This window comes from Vibrio sp. TRT 17S01 (assembly GCF_050113695.1).
In the GTDB taxonomy this organism is placed as follows: domain Bacteria; phylum Pseudomonadota; class Gammaproteobacteria; order Enterobacterales; family Vibrionaceae; genus Vibrio.
Window position 1 is genome coordinate 197,886 of record NZ_JBNJOG010000007.1, and the last position, 15,713, is coordinate 213,598.

Here is a 15,713-nt window from a genome sequence, read left to right on the forward strand (position 1 = left end):
AAATGAATATTTTCGCTATCTTGAACCACATGGGTGTGTTCTTTAAAGAAGAACCAGTTCGTCAGTTACATGCAGCACTTGAGAAAGCTGGTTATGACGTGGTTTACCCGGTTGATGATAAAGATCTGATCAAGATGATTGAGATGAATCCACGCATTTGTGGTGTGCTATTTGACTGGGATAAATACTCGTTAGAGCTGTGTGAGCGTATCAGCACCATTAATGAAAAATTGCCGGTGTATGCTTTTGCGAACGAGCAATCCACGCTGGACATTTCACTGACGGATCTACGCTTAAATGTGAACTTCTTTGAGTACGCACTTGGTATGGCCGATGATATTGCTATCAAGATCAACCAAGCGACAGAGGCTTACAAAGATGCCATCATGCCTCCATTTACTAAAGCGTTGTTCAAATATGTTGAAGAAGGTAAATACACCTTCTGTACACCAGGGCATATGGGAGGCACCGCTTTTCAGAAGAGCCCAGCGGGTAGCATCTTCTATGATTTCTACGGCCCGAACACCTTCAAAGCGGATGTGTCTATTTCCATGCCTGAATTAGGTTCGTTGCTTGATCACTCTGGCCCGCACAAGCAAGCGGAAGAATACATTGCGCACACGTTTAATGCAGATAGCTCTTACATTGTGACCAACGGTACTTCGACCTCAAATAAAATTGTCGGCATGTTCTCTGCACCCGCAGGTAGCACTGTGCTAATTGACCGTAACTGTCATAAATCACTGACTCACCTGATGATGATGAGCGATGTGACACCAATTTACTTCCGTCCAACACGTAACGCCTACGGCATTTTAGGTGGTATTCCACAAAGTGAATTTAGTCGTGAAGTGATTGCCGACAAAGTCGCAACAACACCGGGTGCAACGGCGCCAAGCTACGCTGTGGTGACGAACTCGACTTACGATGGTTTGCTCTACAATACGCAATACATCAAAGAGTCACTCGATTGTAAGCATATCCATTTTGATAGTGCTTGGGTGCCTTACACTAACTTCAACAAAATCTATGAAGGCAAGTGTGGTATGAGTGGTGACGCGATGCCGGGTAAAGTGTTTTATGAAACCCAGTCAACCCACAAACTGTTGGCCGCGTTCTCACAAGCTTCAATGATCCATATTAAAGGTGATTTTGATAAAGAGTCATTCAATGAAGCCTTTATGATGCATACCTCGACTTCTCCTCAGTACGGTATTGTGGCATCAACAGAAACGGCAGCAGCAATGATGCGTGGTAATACTGGTCGTAAGTTGATGCAAGATTCCATTGATCGAGCAATTCGTTTCCGTAAAGAGATCAAACGCCTGCAAGGTGAAAGTGACGGTTGGTTCTTTGATGTCTGGCAGCCTGAGAACATCGATACCACTGAATGTTGGAAACTGGAGCCAAATGATAACTGGCATGGTTTCAAGAACATGGATGACGATCACATGTACCTTGACCCAATCAAAATCACCTTGCTAACGCCGGGGATGAGTAAAGATGGTGAGTTGGAAACATCAGGTATTCCTGCATCACTGGTAGCGAAGTACCTTGATGAGCGCGGTATTGTGGTAGAGAAAACGGGCCCTTACAACCTGTTGTTCTTATTCTCAATTGGTATTGATAAATCAAAAGCAATGCAGTTGTTACGTGGTTTGACAGAGTTTAAACGTGGCTACGACTTGAACTTAACGATTCGCAATATGCTGCCTTCACTGTACCAAGAAGATCCACACTTCTATGAAGGTATGCGCATTCAAGAGTTGGCTCAGGGAATTCACGATCTGACGAAGAAATACCAACTGCCAGAACTGATGTACAAAGCGTTTGATGTGCTTCCTGAAATGAAAGTGACGCCTCATGCAGCGTGGCAGCAAGAGTTGCGTGGTAATACGGAAGAGATCCAACTTAATGACATGGTTGGCCGCGTTAGTGCGAATATGATCTTGCCATATCCTCCAGGTGTGCCTTTGGTTCTACCTGGTGAGATGATTACCGACAGCTCGCGCCCAGTACTCGATTTCTTGCAAATGTTGTGTGATATCGGCGCGCACTATCCAGGTTTTGAAACCGATATTCATGGTCTCTACCGCCAGAAGGATGGCAGCTACACCGTAAAAGTACTGAAAGACTAAATCTCCCCTAGATAGCTTCATCGGGAGTGCTGGTTATGCTCCACATGCTGGTACGAAGCTATCGCCCTACATGACAGGACTACCCCAATAATCTGTCGTAAAGAGAAGGAGAGGGAACTCCGACTCTTTTATCTATATCTGAATCATGAATTGAATCTCAGGCTTTTTATTTAAACCTGTCGGAATTTTCTGGTTGCTTTTTCCTACATGATTAAACTTTCTAATAATAAATATATATTCTCACGTTATTATTTGTTATTGGTATTATTTATTTTGATATTTTTGTAATTATACCAATATTAAGCTTGTGATGATGCTTCCTTAAGATAAATTATGTTTGGATGCTTTAAAATATAATCTTGAAACTACAATTATATAAACAATACCTCATTCTATAACTAATGAAATGGTTTGGGTATTTTTCTTCTTATTCACTCGTTAGATACTTTAATGTTCATATCTTTTTGATTTTTAAAGTTATTTATTTTTGACTCAAAACTAACTCATCTCTCTTTCTCATTTCTGCCTCTCTAGTCTTATGTTTGAGTTGCATATGCAATTAATCTCCTCGTTAATTTCAAAAGTGATAATTTAAAAATAGCAATATTTAAAGTTATCAATTTATCTATAAATCGATTTCTTCCTTACAAAAGTTTTATCAGTGCGATGTATTTGTTTCACTAATATGTGTCACTGATTTTTATTATTAATTTATGCGTGTGACAGATTACGCAAATACTGTGTGGCGGTAGCGTACCTAAATGAAAAGATTATTTAAAAAATACGGAGCCCTTATTGGCGTCGTGTCAGTCATAGCATTATCAGGTTGTTCTTCACAGCCAAGAGAAGTGACCGCAGAGACACCACTGGTACAACCTTCTTTAACCGTTCCGGGGAAGTTGATCAGTGAGAAATATTGGGATGCACTAAGCCAACCTTCTACAGTTCAGCTAACGCACAATTTGTATCAAATTGAAACGTCACCGTTGTACATCTCTGCCTTGGGTAATTACTGCCGAAACGTCAAGATCACTTCTGAAACCATGACAACAACACGTGTTGCCTGTTCGGCACCACGAACTCATTCCGAGCCAAACAAGCGTCGTCCTTGGTATCTGGTGAATAACGTTATTAATGAAAAAGCATCGATAGAGCTTTAATTATCGATGAGAGAGCAGGTTATGACTCGAAAGTTACTTCTTCCATGTTCGTTGCTGTTTAGTTTGTCCGGACATGCCTTTGCCAACAATCACGATATTTCTTCTCTGCAATTGAATCCGGCTTCAGCGACGACCTTGTCTGCGATGCAGCATTCAAAAGTGCCTCAGGTTGAACAGACGGAGCAATATAAAAAGTCAGCACGTCAGGGGCTATTGTTACCAGGAGAAACGGATGTCAGAAATCTCTTGCCGAGCAGTGAAGATGCCTCCTTGCCACCGCCGTACGGTGCCAACTTGTTTGCTGGTGGTTATGAGAGTGAAAGAACCGATGGATTACACGATAACTACCTGATTGCCGCGGGCGATAAGATCAATATCTGGCTTTGGGGCGCGGTGAACTATTCCAATGTGGCAACGGTTGATAATCAGGGCAATATCTTTATTCCTGACATCGGTCCTATCTCTGTTAAAGGCGTTCGAGCGAGCCGAGTCAATGATTACGTCAGTGAGAAAGTGCGTCAGGTCTATGTGCACAACGTGAATGTTTACGTCAATCTGATGACATCAACGCCCATCAGTGTGTTTCTCTCTGGTCCCGTGATCCGTCCTGGTCAATATGCCGGTATGGCATCTGACAGCGTGCTTTACTTCTTAAAACGTGCTGGTGGGATTGACCCTGAGCGTGGCAGCTATCGTGAAATCGATGTCTTACGTAATCAGCAAGTGATCGCAACCATTGACTTGTATGAGTTTATCCGCAGTGGCCATATGCCATCGATCAGTTTTAAAGATGGCGATGTTTTGTTGGTCAAACCGCAGAAATCAGCAGTGACGGTATCGGGCGCTGTGCGTAATCCATTCCGTTTTGAAATGAAGGACGCGAAGACACTTGGCGATCAATTAATGGCATATGCACGGCCATTAGCGAAAGTGAGCCACGTGGCAGTGATGGGCAATCGTGCGAGTGGGCCATTTTCTCAGTACATGCCTTATGCGGAGTTTAAGCAATTTGATCTCCAAGATGGTGATAAGGTCATCTTTAACGACGATCTTCATGCACAGGTGATGGATATTCAAGTGTCGGGTAGTTACCTTGGCCCCTCGTATTTCGCAGTAAATAAGAGTACACGTCTGCATGAACTGTTAGAGCATATCCCTGTCGATCCTAAGCTGGCAGATTTCAAATCGATTTATATCTTGCGCAAGAGTGTGGCTGAAAAGCAAAAAGAGATGCTGGAAGAGTCACTGAATCGTTTGGAAAGAAGTGTATTTACCGCTCCCGCCTCATCAGATGGTGAAGCCGCTATTCGAGCGAAAGAGGCCGAAATGGTGCTGCAATTTACCGAGCGCGCACGCAAAGTTCAGCCACTGGGTAAAGTGATCGTGTCAGACCGAGCGAACACCGCCAACATACTGTTGGAACAGGGTGATAAAATCATCATTCCGTATAAAACGGATTTAGTACAAGTGAACGGTGAAGTCTTGATGCCGCAAGCTGTGGTGTATAACCCGGATGCAACTATTGATGATTACGTTGCTTGGGCAGGTGGCTTTACCGATCGCGCGGAAGACAGCCGCATTGCCATTGTTCGTGCTAATGGACTGGTTGAATTTGCTCATGGTGCGAAGATCCAAAAAGGCGATCAGATCTTAGTGTTACCGAAAGTCGACACCAAGATCATGCAAGCGGTGAAAGACATCACCCAAATCATGTACCAAATCGCTGTTGCAGCGAATGTGGCGGTGAACTAACACATGCACAAGACGTTCACGGTACTCTCGCTTGACCCGATGTATTCGTTACTTCACGAACACATGGCGGAGCTATTAGCGAAAGAAAAGTATGCCGTGACGTCTTGCATGTCAAAGTGGATTTACTTACCTACTTTTCAATGTTCGTTGGTCTCTAAGTTGGTTCTAGCCCAGCAAGATGTGACTATCGATCCAGAGTTACTCGATACGATCCGTACGAGCCACAGTTATTACCATGCTTACGTGGGTAAGAAGTTGCAGCGGGCGATGAGTGACGATGAGCTTGATTATATGGCGCGTTACTATCTTGGGTTAAAGCAGTTCATTGTTGAACGTGGGATTAACTTACTGCTGATCCACAACGATACCTTGTGGTACCACGCCATTGCCATCTTGTTGTGCAAAGAGCTCAATATTCAATACTTGGTGACAGAGCTAGGCTTGATTCGTCCGTACACCACTGTGATTGATAATCGGGGTGTTAACGCGAATGGTAGCCTGTTTTATCACCCCCAGAGAGACGTTCAAATACAACGCAGAAAACCTAAAGGAAGCGCGTTTACTAAACACGATGGCGTGTTATCAATGTTGTACTTTTCTGTGTTTCTACTTGGCTTTTCTGTCGAACGTCTTCTGTTTAATAAAACCATTGCCCGTTATTTACATAATGATTACGGATTGGGTAAATACACCAAAAAGCTTGCCAGTAAACTGCTTAGAGATTTTAGACACTCGGCACTAGAGACCTGCCAAGGTGATGCACTACTGCTATTGCAGTTAGAAAATGATTCACAAATTTTGGTGCACAGTGAGGTTGCCAACAATCAACGCCTGATTGCCGACGTTGAAGCTGAAATGAACAAGCTTGGTATACGTTTGGCGATCAAACGTCATCCGTTAGATGAGACTAGCTATCAGCTTGGAGAACAGAGTTACTGGGTTGATGGCAAGTTGAACCAACTGATCAAACCTGCGCAGTTTGTGATTACCGTTAACTCCAGTGCCGCAACCAGTGTGATTGAAACGGATACCCCTTTATTTTTGTTGGGAGAGTCTATTTACGCTCACCCCGGCGTGGCGAAAAAAGTCACGCTATCTCAACTTCATGCTGAAGTGAATGCGATGTCTGCCAGTACCGATACCGCGAACCGTCAACACTTTCTCGCCTTCTTAAAGCACCATTACTTAGTTTCTGGCGCTGGATTTTCTTTTGACCAACATGTGTTACAGGAAAGATTGGATGTGCTCTTGCATCCACCTGTTTTCTCTCAAGACGTTAGTTCGCACGACAATAAGGCTTTACCGCTATGAATACCTTAGACATTCAGAAGTATTACACCCAAACGGAAGGAGATATCTCACCGATTGACTCCATCATGACGACATTTACTCACCAGTCTCAGGCGTTGGCTAAGATGGCCAAAGAAGCGGATACAGAGCAGTACCAACGTGCGATTGGTTACATGCTTAAATGTAAAGGACATGTAATTGTATGTGGTATGGGGAAATCTGGTCATGTGGGTAAGAAAATCTCAGCAACGTTAGCGTCGACGGGAACACCGAGTTTCTTCTTGCACCCAAGCGAAGCGTTTCATGGTGACCTCGGTATGATCACTCGTGATGATGTACTGATCTTAATTTCCAACAGCGGTGAAACGGATGAAGTTTTGAAGCTTATCCCGTCTCTCAAGTCGTTCGGCAATAAGGTCATTTCCATTACTGGGGATGAAACTTCGACGTTAAGTCAAAATTCTGATGCATCACTAATTTTAGTGAGTGCGAAAGAGTCTTGCCCAAATAACCTTGCTCCAACCACATCGACCACGCTGACCATTGCTTTAGGAGATGCGTTAGCGGTGGCACTGATGCAAGTGCGTAAATTTGAACCGAATGATTTCGCCCGTTTCCACCCGGGAGGCTCTTTAGGGCGTCGTCTGTTAACCAAAGTCGAAAACGTGATGGTGAAAAAGAACCTTCCGTTGGTTGATGTGGACACACCGATGGCTGATGTCGTTCTGCGCATGAATGAAGGGCGCCAAGGGGTAGCGATTGTCACTGAAAATGACCACTTAGTTGGCATCATCACCGATGGCGACTTGCGTCGTACCTTAACCAACATGGCGATGTTTAGTGAGATTAAAGCCAAGGATGTAATGACATTCCGTCCTAAATCTTGTTATCAGTCTGACATGTTGTCTGATGCGGAGCAGAAGATGCGCCGTTACGCGATTTCGACACTCGTGGTGTTGAACGACGAAGACAAAGTTGTTGGTTTAATTCGTATTTTTAATACCTGATGAGTGAAGTACGTCAAGCCCTGCGAGTTCAGGGACGAGTGTTGTATGCGCTGATTTTACGCGAAGCACTCGGAAAATACGGCAAGAGTAAGATTGGTTACTTGTGGGCGCTGTTAGAGCCAGTACTTCAAGCACTGGTTTTGATTTCGATCTTTACGGCATTTGGCCGTCAGTCACCGGTCGGTGGTGATCTATCGGTATTTTTTGTTACAGGGATCATCCCGTGGATGATTTATAACAATCTAGCCAACCGAATCTCAGGTGCTCTTGGAGCGAATCAAGCGCTGATGGCATACCCACATGTGACACCAATGGATGTACTGTTAGGTCGAGCCTTGTTGGAAGGCATCACTATGCTGGTCGTTTTTGTTGTCTTAGTGATCTCATTACAACTGATGGGAAAAGCCATGGCAATTTATGACCTATTCAATGTGTTGGTAGGGTTGTTATTACTGATTTTATTCGGTGTGGGGGTTGGGCTGATTAACTCGGCGATTCGGATTTATTTTGATAGTTGGGACAAGGTGTTTTCGGCACTAAACCGACCTCTTTATTTTGTGTCTGGCATTTTCTTTACCGCTGCAAGTTTGCCTCATGAAGTCCGAGAGTGGCTCCAGTGGAATCCAATATTTCAATATGTTGAATGGATTCGTGCCGGCTTTTTCTCAAGTTATCAAAATACTTATATCTGGTCGGGTTTTGCTGTTACTGCGGCATTTAGTGTGTTGGCCCTTGGACTCGCCATGATTCAGATGTCGAAGCATAAAGCGCGCAATTTATGATAGAGCTAATCAACGTATCTAAGAAATACAAAACACCGAAAGGCCATAAACATATTCTTAAGCCTTGTTCTATGAATTTTCCTATCGGTCGGAATATCGGTTTGTTAGGGGTGAATGGGGCAGGGAAATCCACCTTGTTACGTATGATCGCGGGTTCAGAATCACCGACTACTGGGTCAATTAAACGACAAGTGAAAATGTCTTGGCCTCTGGGTTTTTCTGGTGGCTTCAACGGCAGTTTAACTGGGGCAGAGAACTTGCGTTTTGTCAGTCGGATTTACGGTTGTGATATTAAACAAGTAACTGACTTCGTAAAGGATTTCTCTGAACTTGGGGATTATCTGGACATGCCAATTCGCAGTTACAGCTCGGGAATGAAATCTCGCTTGGCTTTCAGCCTCTCAATGGCAATTGATTTTGAGTGTTACTTGGTGGATGAGATTACTGGTGTTGGTGACCGCCGTTTTCAAGAAAAATGTCGTGATGCATTCAAAGAGCGCAGTGAAAAATCCAATCTAATCATGGTGTCGCACAGCATGCCTACCTTGAAAGAACACTGTGATATGGGGGCCGTCCTCTCTGATGGTGAACTCAAGTTTTACGAAGACATTGATCAAGCTATAGAAACTTACATGAATCTCTCGAAATGAAATTAAAAAGACAACATAAGATTTTCCTGAATAAATTTTGGAAAAACCGCAAACCCAAACAACGCTCTTTTATCGTTATGGTTTTGCTGCCTACTTTAATCGCTTCGCTATATTACGCCTTTATTGCATCGGGCTTATACGTGGTCGAAAGTCGTTTTTCAGTCAAAGGCAATGAGTTACAGCAAGTTGATCTGCTGAGTGGTCTAGCTGGAATTCCCGCACAAGGGGGGAGTGCTGCAGATTCTTATATTCTTCAAGATTACATATCTTCGGCAGAAATCTTGAGAACGCTAAGTCAAGATATCGATTTAGATGCCATTTTTAATCGCCAGAATGCGGATTGGTTCTCTGCTCTAGGTCATGATCAAACGCAACAAAAGCTACTCGATTACTGGCGTGAGCGCGTCAGTATTTCTTATGACCCAACGACGACAATTTCAACATTAAAAACACGTGCATTTAGTGCTGATGACGCGAAAGCATTGGCTGAAGCTATTTTGCATCGCAGTGAAGTTTTAGTGAATGACTTATCTGAACGTGCTCGGAATGATGATTTGGAGTTTGCCCTTGCAGAAGTTACACGTGCGGAAGAACGCGTAACAAAAGCTCGTTTGGCAATGAATGATTTTCGCAATGAGTCACAAGATCTCGATCCAACGCAAACGGCTAGCGCCAAAATGATGCTCATTGGTGAACTTGAAGCGCAGTTAGCCAAGGCACAAGCTGAGTTAAATGCGCTACGCAGCTATATGGATCGAAATGCACCAGCAGTACAAAACCTTCAGCGTCAGGTTAATGCCTTAACCAACCAAATTCATAACGAGAAAAAGAACATCTCGGGTGATAGCAGCACACAACCTGCATTGGCAGGGATGTTTGCGGAATACGAACCACTGATTGTTGAGCGTACTTTTGCCGAAAAAGCCTATACCTCCGCACTGGCTTCACTGGAAGCTGCACGTGTGGAAGCGGCTCGCAAGCACCGTTATTTAGCCACATTTGTTGCGCCGGCATTGCCTGATGAGGCAACGGAGCCATATCGAATGAAGAAAATTGCAACGGTATTTTTTACTTGCTTAATCGCTTGGGCTATCGGTTTGCTTGGTATTGGCATTGTTAAAGAACACGTTGGTTGGGTGTAACTCTCACAGGAATAATTGCATTAGGCTGTATATGAAAAAAAATATTGTTACTCATGGGAGCTGCTTGTCGATCAAGGTGGCAGATAGTTTAGTCGAGCGTTTCAACTTTAAACGTGTTTCATCGACACAACATGTTCGAACAGATGTGTATGTAGACACTTACATAAAGCAGATTCTAGACCCAATTAAGTCATATGAATTTCACTTCCAGTACAAGGAGCAGTACAAAGATACTGGCTTAGTGGAGAACCAAATTATTGACATGAAATTTGGTCGCTCGTTGCCAGGAAAGTTAGCCAATGCAGATTTGGTAAACCACAGGGATGCCATTGAAAGTGGAAAAATAGATCTACTATTGATTGATAACTTTCCGGATATCTACTTTAAAGTATATAAAAATCAAATAGATAACCAGAAGTTATTCCTCAACAAAGAGTACTTTGAGTACTTCGATGACAATTTTGTTTTTGAAAATGAATTTCTTGCCATAGATAAGTATGTCGAGAGCTTAGAAATACTGATCAAAGACTTTAAAAAGCACAACCCTATTTCTGAAGTGGTGTTTATCAACTTCCCGGTGAACCTCAATAGTAATGAGTTTCTACGAAACAGAGCGCTTGAAATGTATAAGCGAGTACTGAGTATTCCGGGTATCTGTGTGATCGACCCTATTGGCGTTTACCGCCACGATTTGACTATCGCCAACGATATTCATCACTTTACACCTAAAAAATATAGACAAATTGCATCCACTGTTTTTGGCGAGGTTTCGTAGTGAAGTATTTAATTATTGATCCTTTGGGTAATGCGAGCGGTATTAGCTCATACACTCATTTTCTTGGAAATGTTCTTTCTGAACTAGATATTGACTTCGAGGTGGTTTCAAACACCAAGAAGCTCAATCCGCAGAAATTCCGAGAGTTTATCTACGAACATGTGACAACCAAATACGGTTTTAACGATGTGATTATTGAGGCTCCAGAGGCAAAAGCGTCAACCTTATTATTGCCAAAAGAATACAATGTTCATATTCGACTTCATTGCCCACTATCGATTGCACAAAAGTATGATTCACAGGTAGTTAACCAAGTGGAATATTCCAATGAACTTCGTGTGATCAATAAATCCAAGTTGGTCTCGTCACCATCTTACGGGTTGCTGGAAGAGCTAAAAAGTGAGATCGATACGGATCGTGTCTTTGTTTATAAAAACCCTATCACATTGAGACCTGATTTAATTAAGCCGGTAAATACCAAGAAGTACGATTTAGTATTTATGGGAAGAATGCAGCACTTAAAAGGGTACGACTACATCCGAAAAATCGTAGAAAGACTGCCTAAAGACTTTAATGTGCTGGTGTTTGGTAACAACTCGCATCGAGTAAAACTTGGCAAGAACTACAAATGCAAAGTGGATATTCGTCAGCAGATCGTTTCTGATGAGAAATTCAAACTTATCGCCGACTCGAAAGTATTGATGCAATTAAGCCGATTTGAAAACTGCAGTATGGTGATTTTAGAGGCAATGTCAGTTGGTACACCTGTTGTATGTTGGAATGTTGGCGGTAATGCAGAAATTCCACATAAGGGTGTAGTTCGCCCAGTAACGAAAGGTGATATCAGTGAAATTGTGGACAATATCGTGTCAATGGCGCGCCAAGAAAAATTTGTTAGAAGCGATTTCATCGACGCTCTTGAAGGGGTAAATGGTGACTTCAAAGAAGGGATTGTTTCCGTATTGTCCTTCTTCAAACAACCTTCAATAACACCAGTCTATAAAGGGATTGATCATTCTGCTGAAAACCTGTCATCGGTGCGACGTACGGATGTGGTTCAGCTTGATGAACGTTATAAACCGAAACGTGTGATGGGGATTGCTTATTCCAATGAACATGTTGAAGAATTATGGGCGCCTATCGTGGATGCGCTCGGTTGCGAATACCGTTATGTTTCTCGCCGACCAGTTGGTTTCCATTCTGTGTTTAAAAAACAAGAGCCGAAATTTAACCAAAAATACTACTGTGTGTTTGATTGGGTTAAAAACCCAGAGCGTTTGATCACTCAGATCTTAAGTTACAAGCCTAACGTTATTTTGTTCCATAACGGTGCTCACCCTGTATACAAGTCGGTCATGGAACGGATCAAAAATCTTGGTATTCCGGTGATATACAGTGAATTGGGTTGGTTCCCTCAATACAACCATGTTTACTTCGATCAAGATGGTGTGAATGGGCAGTCTCAGCTAGCCAAATTAAGTTTTAGTGAGCTGGTGAAAGAAGCTGAAGTAGAGAGTGTGAACCAGAGAGCGAAAAAACTGCGTGGTAAATACCACTTGGTTGCGACCCAATTAGAGAACGATACTAACTTGATCGTGAACTCTAATCGCTTTAAGAGTCGCGATTCGTTCATCAAATATGTGTTAGGACAAATTGATGAAAATGAGCGAGTATTGCTCAAGCTTCATCCATTAGATAAAGCACCACTTGGTTTTGATATTGAAGAATATAAAAATGTGACTGTTGTGACAGACAACATCACTGACTTGCTTGAAAAGGCAAAGAGCGTTATTGCCATTAACAGTACCGTGTTGTTACAAGCGTTAGAGTATGATTGCAATATCTATTACTGTGGTGACAGCATTCTGGATAACAAAGGGATCGCAGAAAAGTTTGACCACAGTGAGTTACGCGACTTACTCAGTGACAAGCTTTACTGCTCACAAGAGAAAAAATCAAAGTTGGTCAGTGCGCTTAAATCAATTCAAATCAACTTAGATGAAATTAGAACGATGGATAAAGAGCAGGTTCTTGCTCACCGCGGTATCCGCGCTTTCTTTGATATGGACAGACAGGATTTCTCGGAGATCATTGATTTAGAGAAAAAACGTCGAGAAGATCAGAAGAGTAAGCCAACTTCGGTTGCTGTTGTTGCTCAACCAGCGACGACGGTTGGTGCGACGCAGAATCCAGCGCAGCCGAAGAAGACGGTGATCAATGATCTTGTGAAGACCATTCCAGAGCACTGGCGCAAAAAAGTTCCGGTGAATATTCGTCGGATCTTTGTAAAACGTGCTTCTTAATTCAACGAATTTTGTTGTTTTTTCATCAGGGATAAAAAAAATCCCCAACTTGCCTTTATTTATTGCCGAAGACGATTCTGACAATACACAAGTGCTTGGTTGGGGATTCAAGCCCACTGCCCGCAGAGCGCGTAATTATGCAGCAAAACATCAACTGCCTTATATTGCACTTGAAGATGGTTTTCTTCGCTCTGTTGGACTGGGTGTTTCCGGTGTACCGCCGCTTAGCTTAGTCGTGGATGAGGTGGGTATTTATTACGATGCTCACCAGCCTTCGAAACTGGAGCAGTTGATTGCCGCCAGCGAGGCACTGTCAAACGAGCAACTTGCGCGTAGCCAGCGTTGTATTGATGCGTTTCGCCAGTATCGACTGTCAAAATATAACCAGTTAACCTGCGAGCCAAAGCTGACCAAAGCGTTGCCTAAAGTGGTGGTGCTTGATCAAACCCTAGGCGATGCGTCGGTTTCCGGTGCTTTGGCAGACAAAACCAGTTTCGTGGAGATGCTTAAGCAAGCCTTAGATGCTCATCCTGAAGAGGCGATTTGGGTCAAAGTGCATCCTGATGTTGTGGCTGGGAAAAAGCGAGGCTTTCTCTATCCGTTGCCGTTTGAACATCCACGGCTGAAGTTGTATAGCCAGAGCGTCAATCCGTGGGCCTTTTTAGACAGTGCTGAACATGTTTACACCGTGTCTAGCCTGATGGGGTTTGAAGCCCTGTTGGCAGGTTGTACTGTCCACTGCTTTGGGTTGCCATTTTATGCGGGTTGGGGGCTGACACACGATCACTTGGATTGTGAACGACGCAATCAGCCTCGTAATCTAAGACAAGTTTTCCATGCCGCTTACATTGGCTATGCCCGCTATGTGGATCCTATCTTAGGCGAGCGCTGTGAGCTTGAAAATGTGATGAATTATTGTATCGATGAAAGCCGTCGTTTGTCTCGGCCTAAGATCGCGGTGCAATACCAAGGCATTACCATGTGGAAGCGGTGTTGGCTAAAGGACTTTCTAAAAGTTTGGCATTTTGACTTGCGGCGCAGAACAAATGCGACTCCACTGGCTTGGGGGCGAAAAGGGTTAGCTGAAGGCACCATTTGTGTTGAAGACGGTTTTTTGCGCTCTGTTGGGCTTGGTGTGCACTTCCAGCGCCCAATCTCTTTAGTGCGTGATGGCAGCGGTATCTATTTTGATGCCACCAAGCCCAGTGATTTAGAGCTGGCTCTAAATGGTGCATCACATTCATCGTGGCAGCTGCAACGTGCTCGACGACTGATTCAAAAGCTTAATGCTGCTCACCTCACCAAATATAACGTGGGTGACGACACCACACTTTCTCTGCCCGATAACGCCACTATTATTTTAGTGCCTGGTCAGGTTGAAGGGGATGCTTCCATTGAGTTTGGTTCTCCAGAAGTCAAAAGCAATGCTGAGCTGTTAAAACGAGTGCGTTTGAATCATCCGGATGCGTACATCGTTTATAAACCTCATCCTGATGTATTGGCGGGTCAACGCGACGATGGTCAGTGGCAAGGCGAATTTCTTCAATATGCTGATTGTGTTGTGCAGCAGACCAGTATGTCCTCCTTGCTATATTGTGTTGATGAAGTGCACACCATGACTTCATTGGCGGGTTTTGAGGCGTTACTACGCGGCAAAAAAGTGGTGACTTATGGTCTGCCATTTTATGCCGGTTGGGGGTTAACACATGACACAGTGAATTGCCCACGTCGCACCAATCGTTTAAGCCTTGAAAGTTTAGTGTATGAAGCGTTAATTGCTTACCCGACCTATGTTGACCCGTTGACGCGTCAGCCATGTACAGTGGAACAAGCGGTGAGCCGTTTGGCTTTGCTTAAAAATGGTGGTCAGCAAATTAGCGACAAAAAACTGCAATTATTATTGGCATTGAAGAGGACAAAACGCTGGGTAAAGCGTAATCTGCTTGGCAGATGAACATCAAAAAGGATACCCAGTGTGAAAAAAGCCATTTTCCTCGATATGGATGAAACCTTGTGTGCGACATCTCAAGCGGATGTGGTCGCCAGAGATAAGTTGCAGCAGTGGCTAGGTGAGCAATACCCAAGTCTTGATGTTGCGTTATTTACCGAGCGTTATCTTCAAGGTGTGTATAAAAACCTCAATGCAGAGTTCCCAGAGTTGGTTGCATTGTTGCCCGATGAGCATGCGTTTCGTTGTCGCCTAATTCAAACCTTGCTGGCAGAGCAAGATATTGTGGTTGAGTTAGCGCAAGCGCAACAGGTGCAGCACTACTTTGACCAAGCACGCATGGCGGCATTTGATTTCTATCCGGGTGTGAAAACGTTGCTGGCTGAACTGCGCCAACACTACACCTTAGTGGTGATCACCAACGGTCCGGTCTTTTCACAGCACCCGAAGTTGGCAGCTGTAGCGATGGAGCAATGGGTCGACCACATCATCGTGGGTGGTGAAGAACCCGAAGAAAAACCAGCGGCAAGTATTTTTAATAAAGCGCTCGCCCTTGCAGGCTGTGAAGCCATGCAGGCGATTCACGTTGGTGACTCACTCAGTAGCGATATTGTGGGGGCTAACCAAATGGGGATTACCAGTGTCTGGGTACGTCAACCTGACGTGACACCTACGGCAGAAAACGCCCCTGATTTCATCGTGAATCACCTTACCGAATTACCTCAAATCTTGGCTGAATGGGCAGAGAAATAAACTTCTCTTAATG

At 43.8% G+C, this 15,713-nt stretch carries 12 protein-coding genes; all 12 read left to right on the top strand.

The genetic code is table 11. The features are described 5' to 3' along the window. Positions 1–2: 2 nt before the first annotated feature. Positions 3–2,138, top strand: coding sequence for a lysine decarboxylase CadA (locus tag ACQEXS_RS13190; protein WP_427014130.1), 2,136 nt, complete (start codon positions 3–5; stop codon positions 2,136–2,138). 761 nt (positions 2,139–2,899) lie between these two features. Then, complete coding sequence (locus ACQEXS_RS13195) at positions 2,900–3,298, top strand: hypothetical protein (RefSeq protein WP_427014131.1); 399 nt, start codon at positions 2,900–2,902, stop codon at positions 3,296–3,298. A gap of 21 nt (positions 3,299–3,319) precedes the next feature. Continuing rightward, positions 3,320–5,050 (top strand): polysaccharide biosynthesis/export family protein, encoded by a 1,731-nt coding sequence (locus ACQEXS_RS13200; protein ID WP_427014132.1) that lies wholly within the window; start codon positions 3,320–3,322, stop codon positions 5,048–5,050. A 3-nt stretch (positions 5,051–5,053) separates the two neighbouring features. Next, entirely contained in the window at positions 5,054–6,361 is a 1,308-nt protein-coding gene (locus ACQEXS_RS13205; protein WP_427014133.1) for a phosphoribosylamine--glycine ligase, read from the top strand. Further along, a complete protein-coding gene (locus tag ACQEXS_RS13210) occupies positions 6,358–7,347 on the top strand; it encodes a KpsF/GutQ family sugar-phosphate isomerase (protein WP_427011027.1) in 990 nt (329 codons plus the stop codon). The genes ACQEXS_RS13205 and ACQEXS_RS13210 overlap by 4 nt, the downstream gene beginning before the upstream one ends. After that, positions 7,347–8,129, top strand: coding sequence for an ABC transporter permease (locus tag ACQEXS_RS13215; RefSeq protein WP_427011026.1), 783 nt, complete (start codon positions 7,347–7,349; stop codon positions 8,127–8,129). Before ACQEXS_RS13210 ends, ACQEXS_RS13215 begins: the two co-directional genes overlap by 1 nt. Further along, entirely contained in the window at positions 8,126–8,779 is a 654-nt protein-coding gene (locus ACQEXS_RS13220) for an ABC transporter ATP-binding protein (RefSeq protein ID WP_427011025.1), read from the top strand. Before ACQEXS_RS13215 ends, ACQEXS_RS13220 begins: the two co-directional genes overlap by 4 nt. Continuing rightward, positions 8,776–9,921: a capsule biosynthesis protein gene (locus ACQEXS_RS13225; protein ID WP_427011024.1), complete on the top strand. Its 1,146-nt coding sequence runs from the start codon at positions 8,776–8,778 to the stop codon at positions 9,919–9,921. The genes ACQEXS_RS13220 and ACQEXS_RS13225 overlap by 4 nt, the downstream gene beginning before the upstream one ends. Before the next feature lie 31 nt (positions 9,922–9,952). After that, complete coding sequence (locus tag ACQEXS_RS13230) at positions 9,953–10,696, top strand: hypothetical protein (protein WP_427014134.1); 744 nt, start codon at positions 9,953–9,955, stop codon at positions 10,694–10,696. Next, entirely contained in the window at positions 10,696–12,999 is a 2,304-nt protein-coding gene (locus ACQEXS_RS13235; RefSeq protein ID WP_427014135.1) for a glycosyltransferase, read from the top strand. The genes ACQEXS_RS13230 and ACQEXS_RS13235 overlap by 1 nt, the downstream gene beginning before the upstream one ends. Positions 13,000–13,048: 49 nt before the next feature. Next, complete coding sequence (locus ACQEXS_RS13240; protein ID WP_427014136.1) at positions 13,049–14,953, top strand: capsular polysaccharide biosynthesis protein; 1,905 nt, start codon at positions 13,049–13,051, stop codon at positions 14,951–14,953. A gap of 21 nt (positions 14,954–14,974) precedes the next feature. After that, positions 14,975–15,700 (top strand): HAD family hydrolase, encoded by a 726-nt coding sequence (locus ACQEXS_RS13245; RefSeq protein WP_427014137.1) that lies wholly within the window; start codon positions 14,975–14,977, stop codon positions 15,698–15,700. Positions 15,701–15,713: the final 13 nt, after the last annotated feature.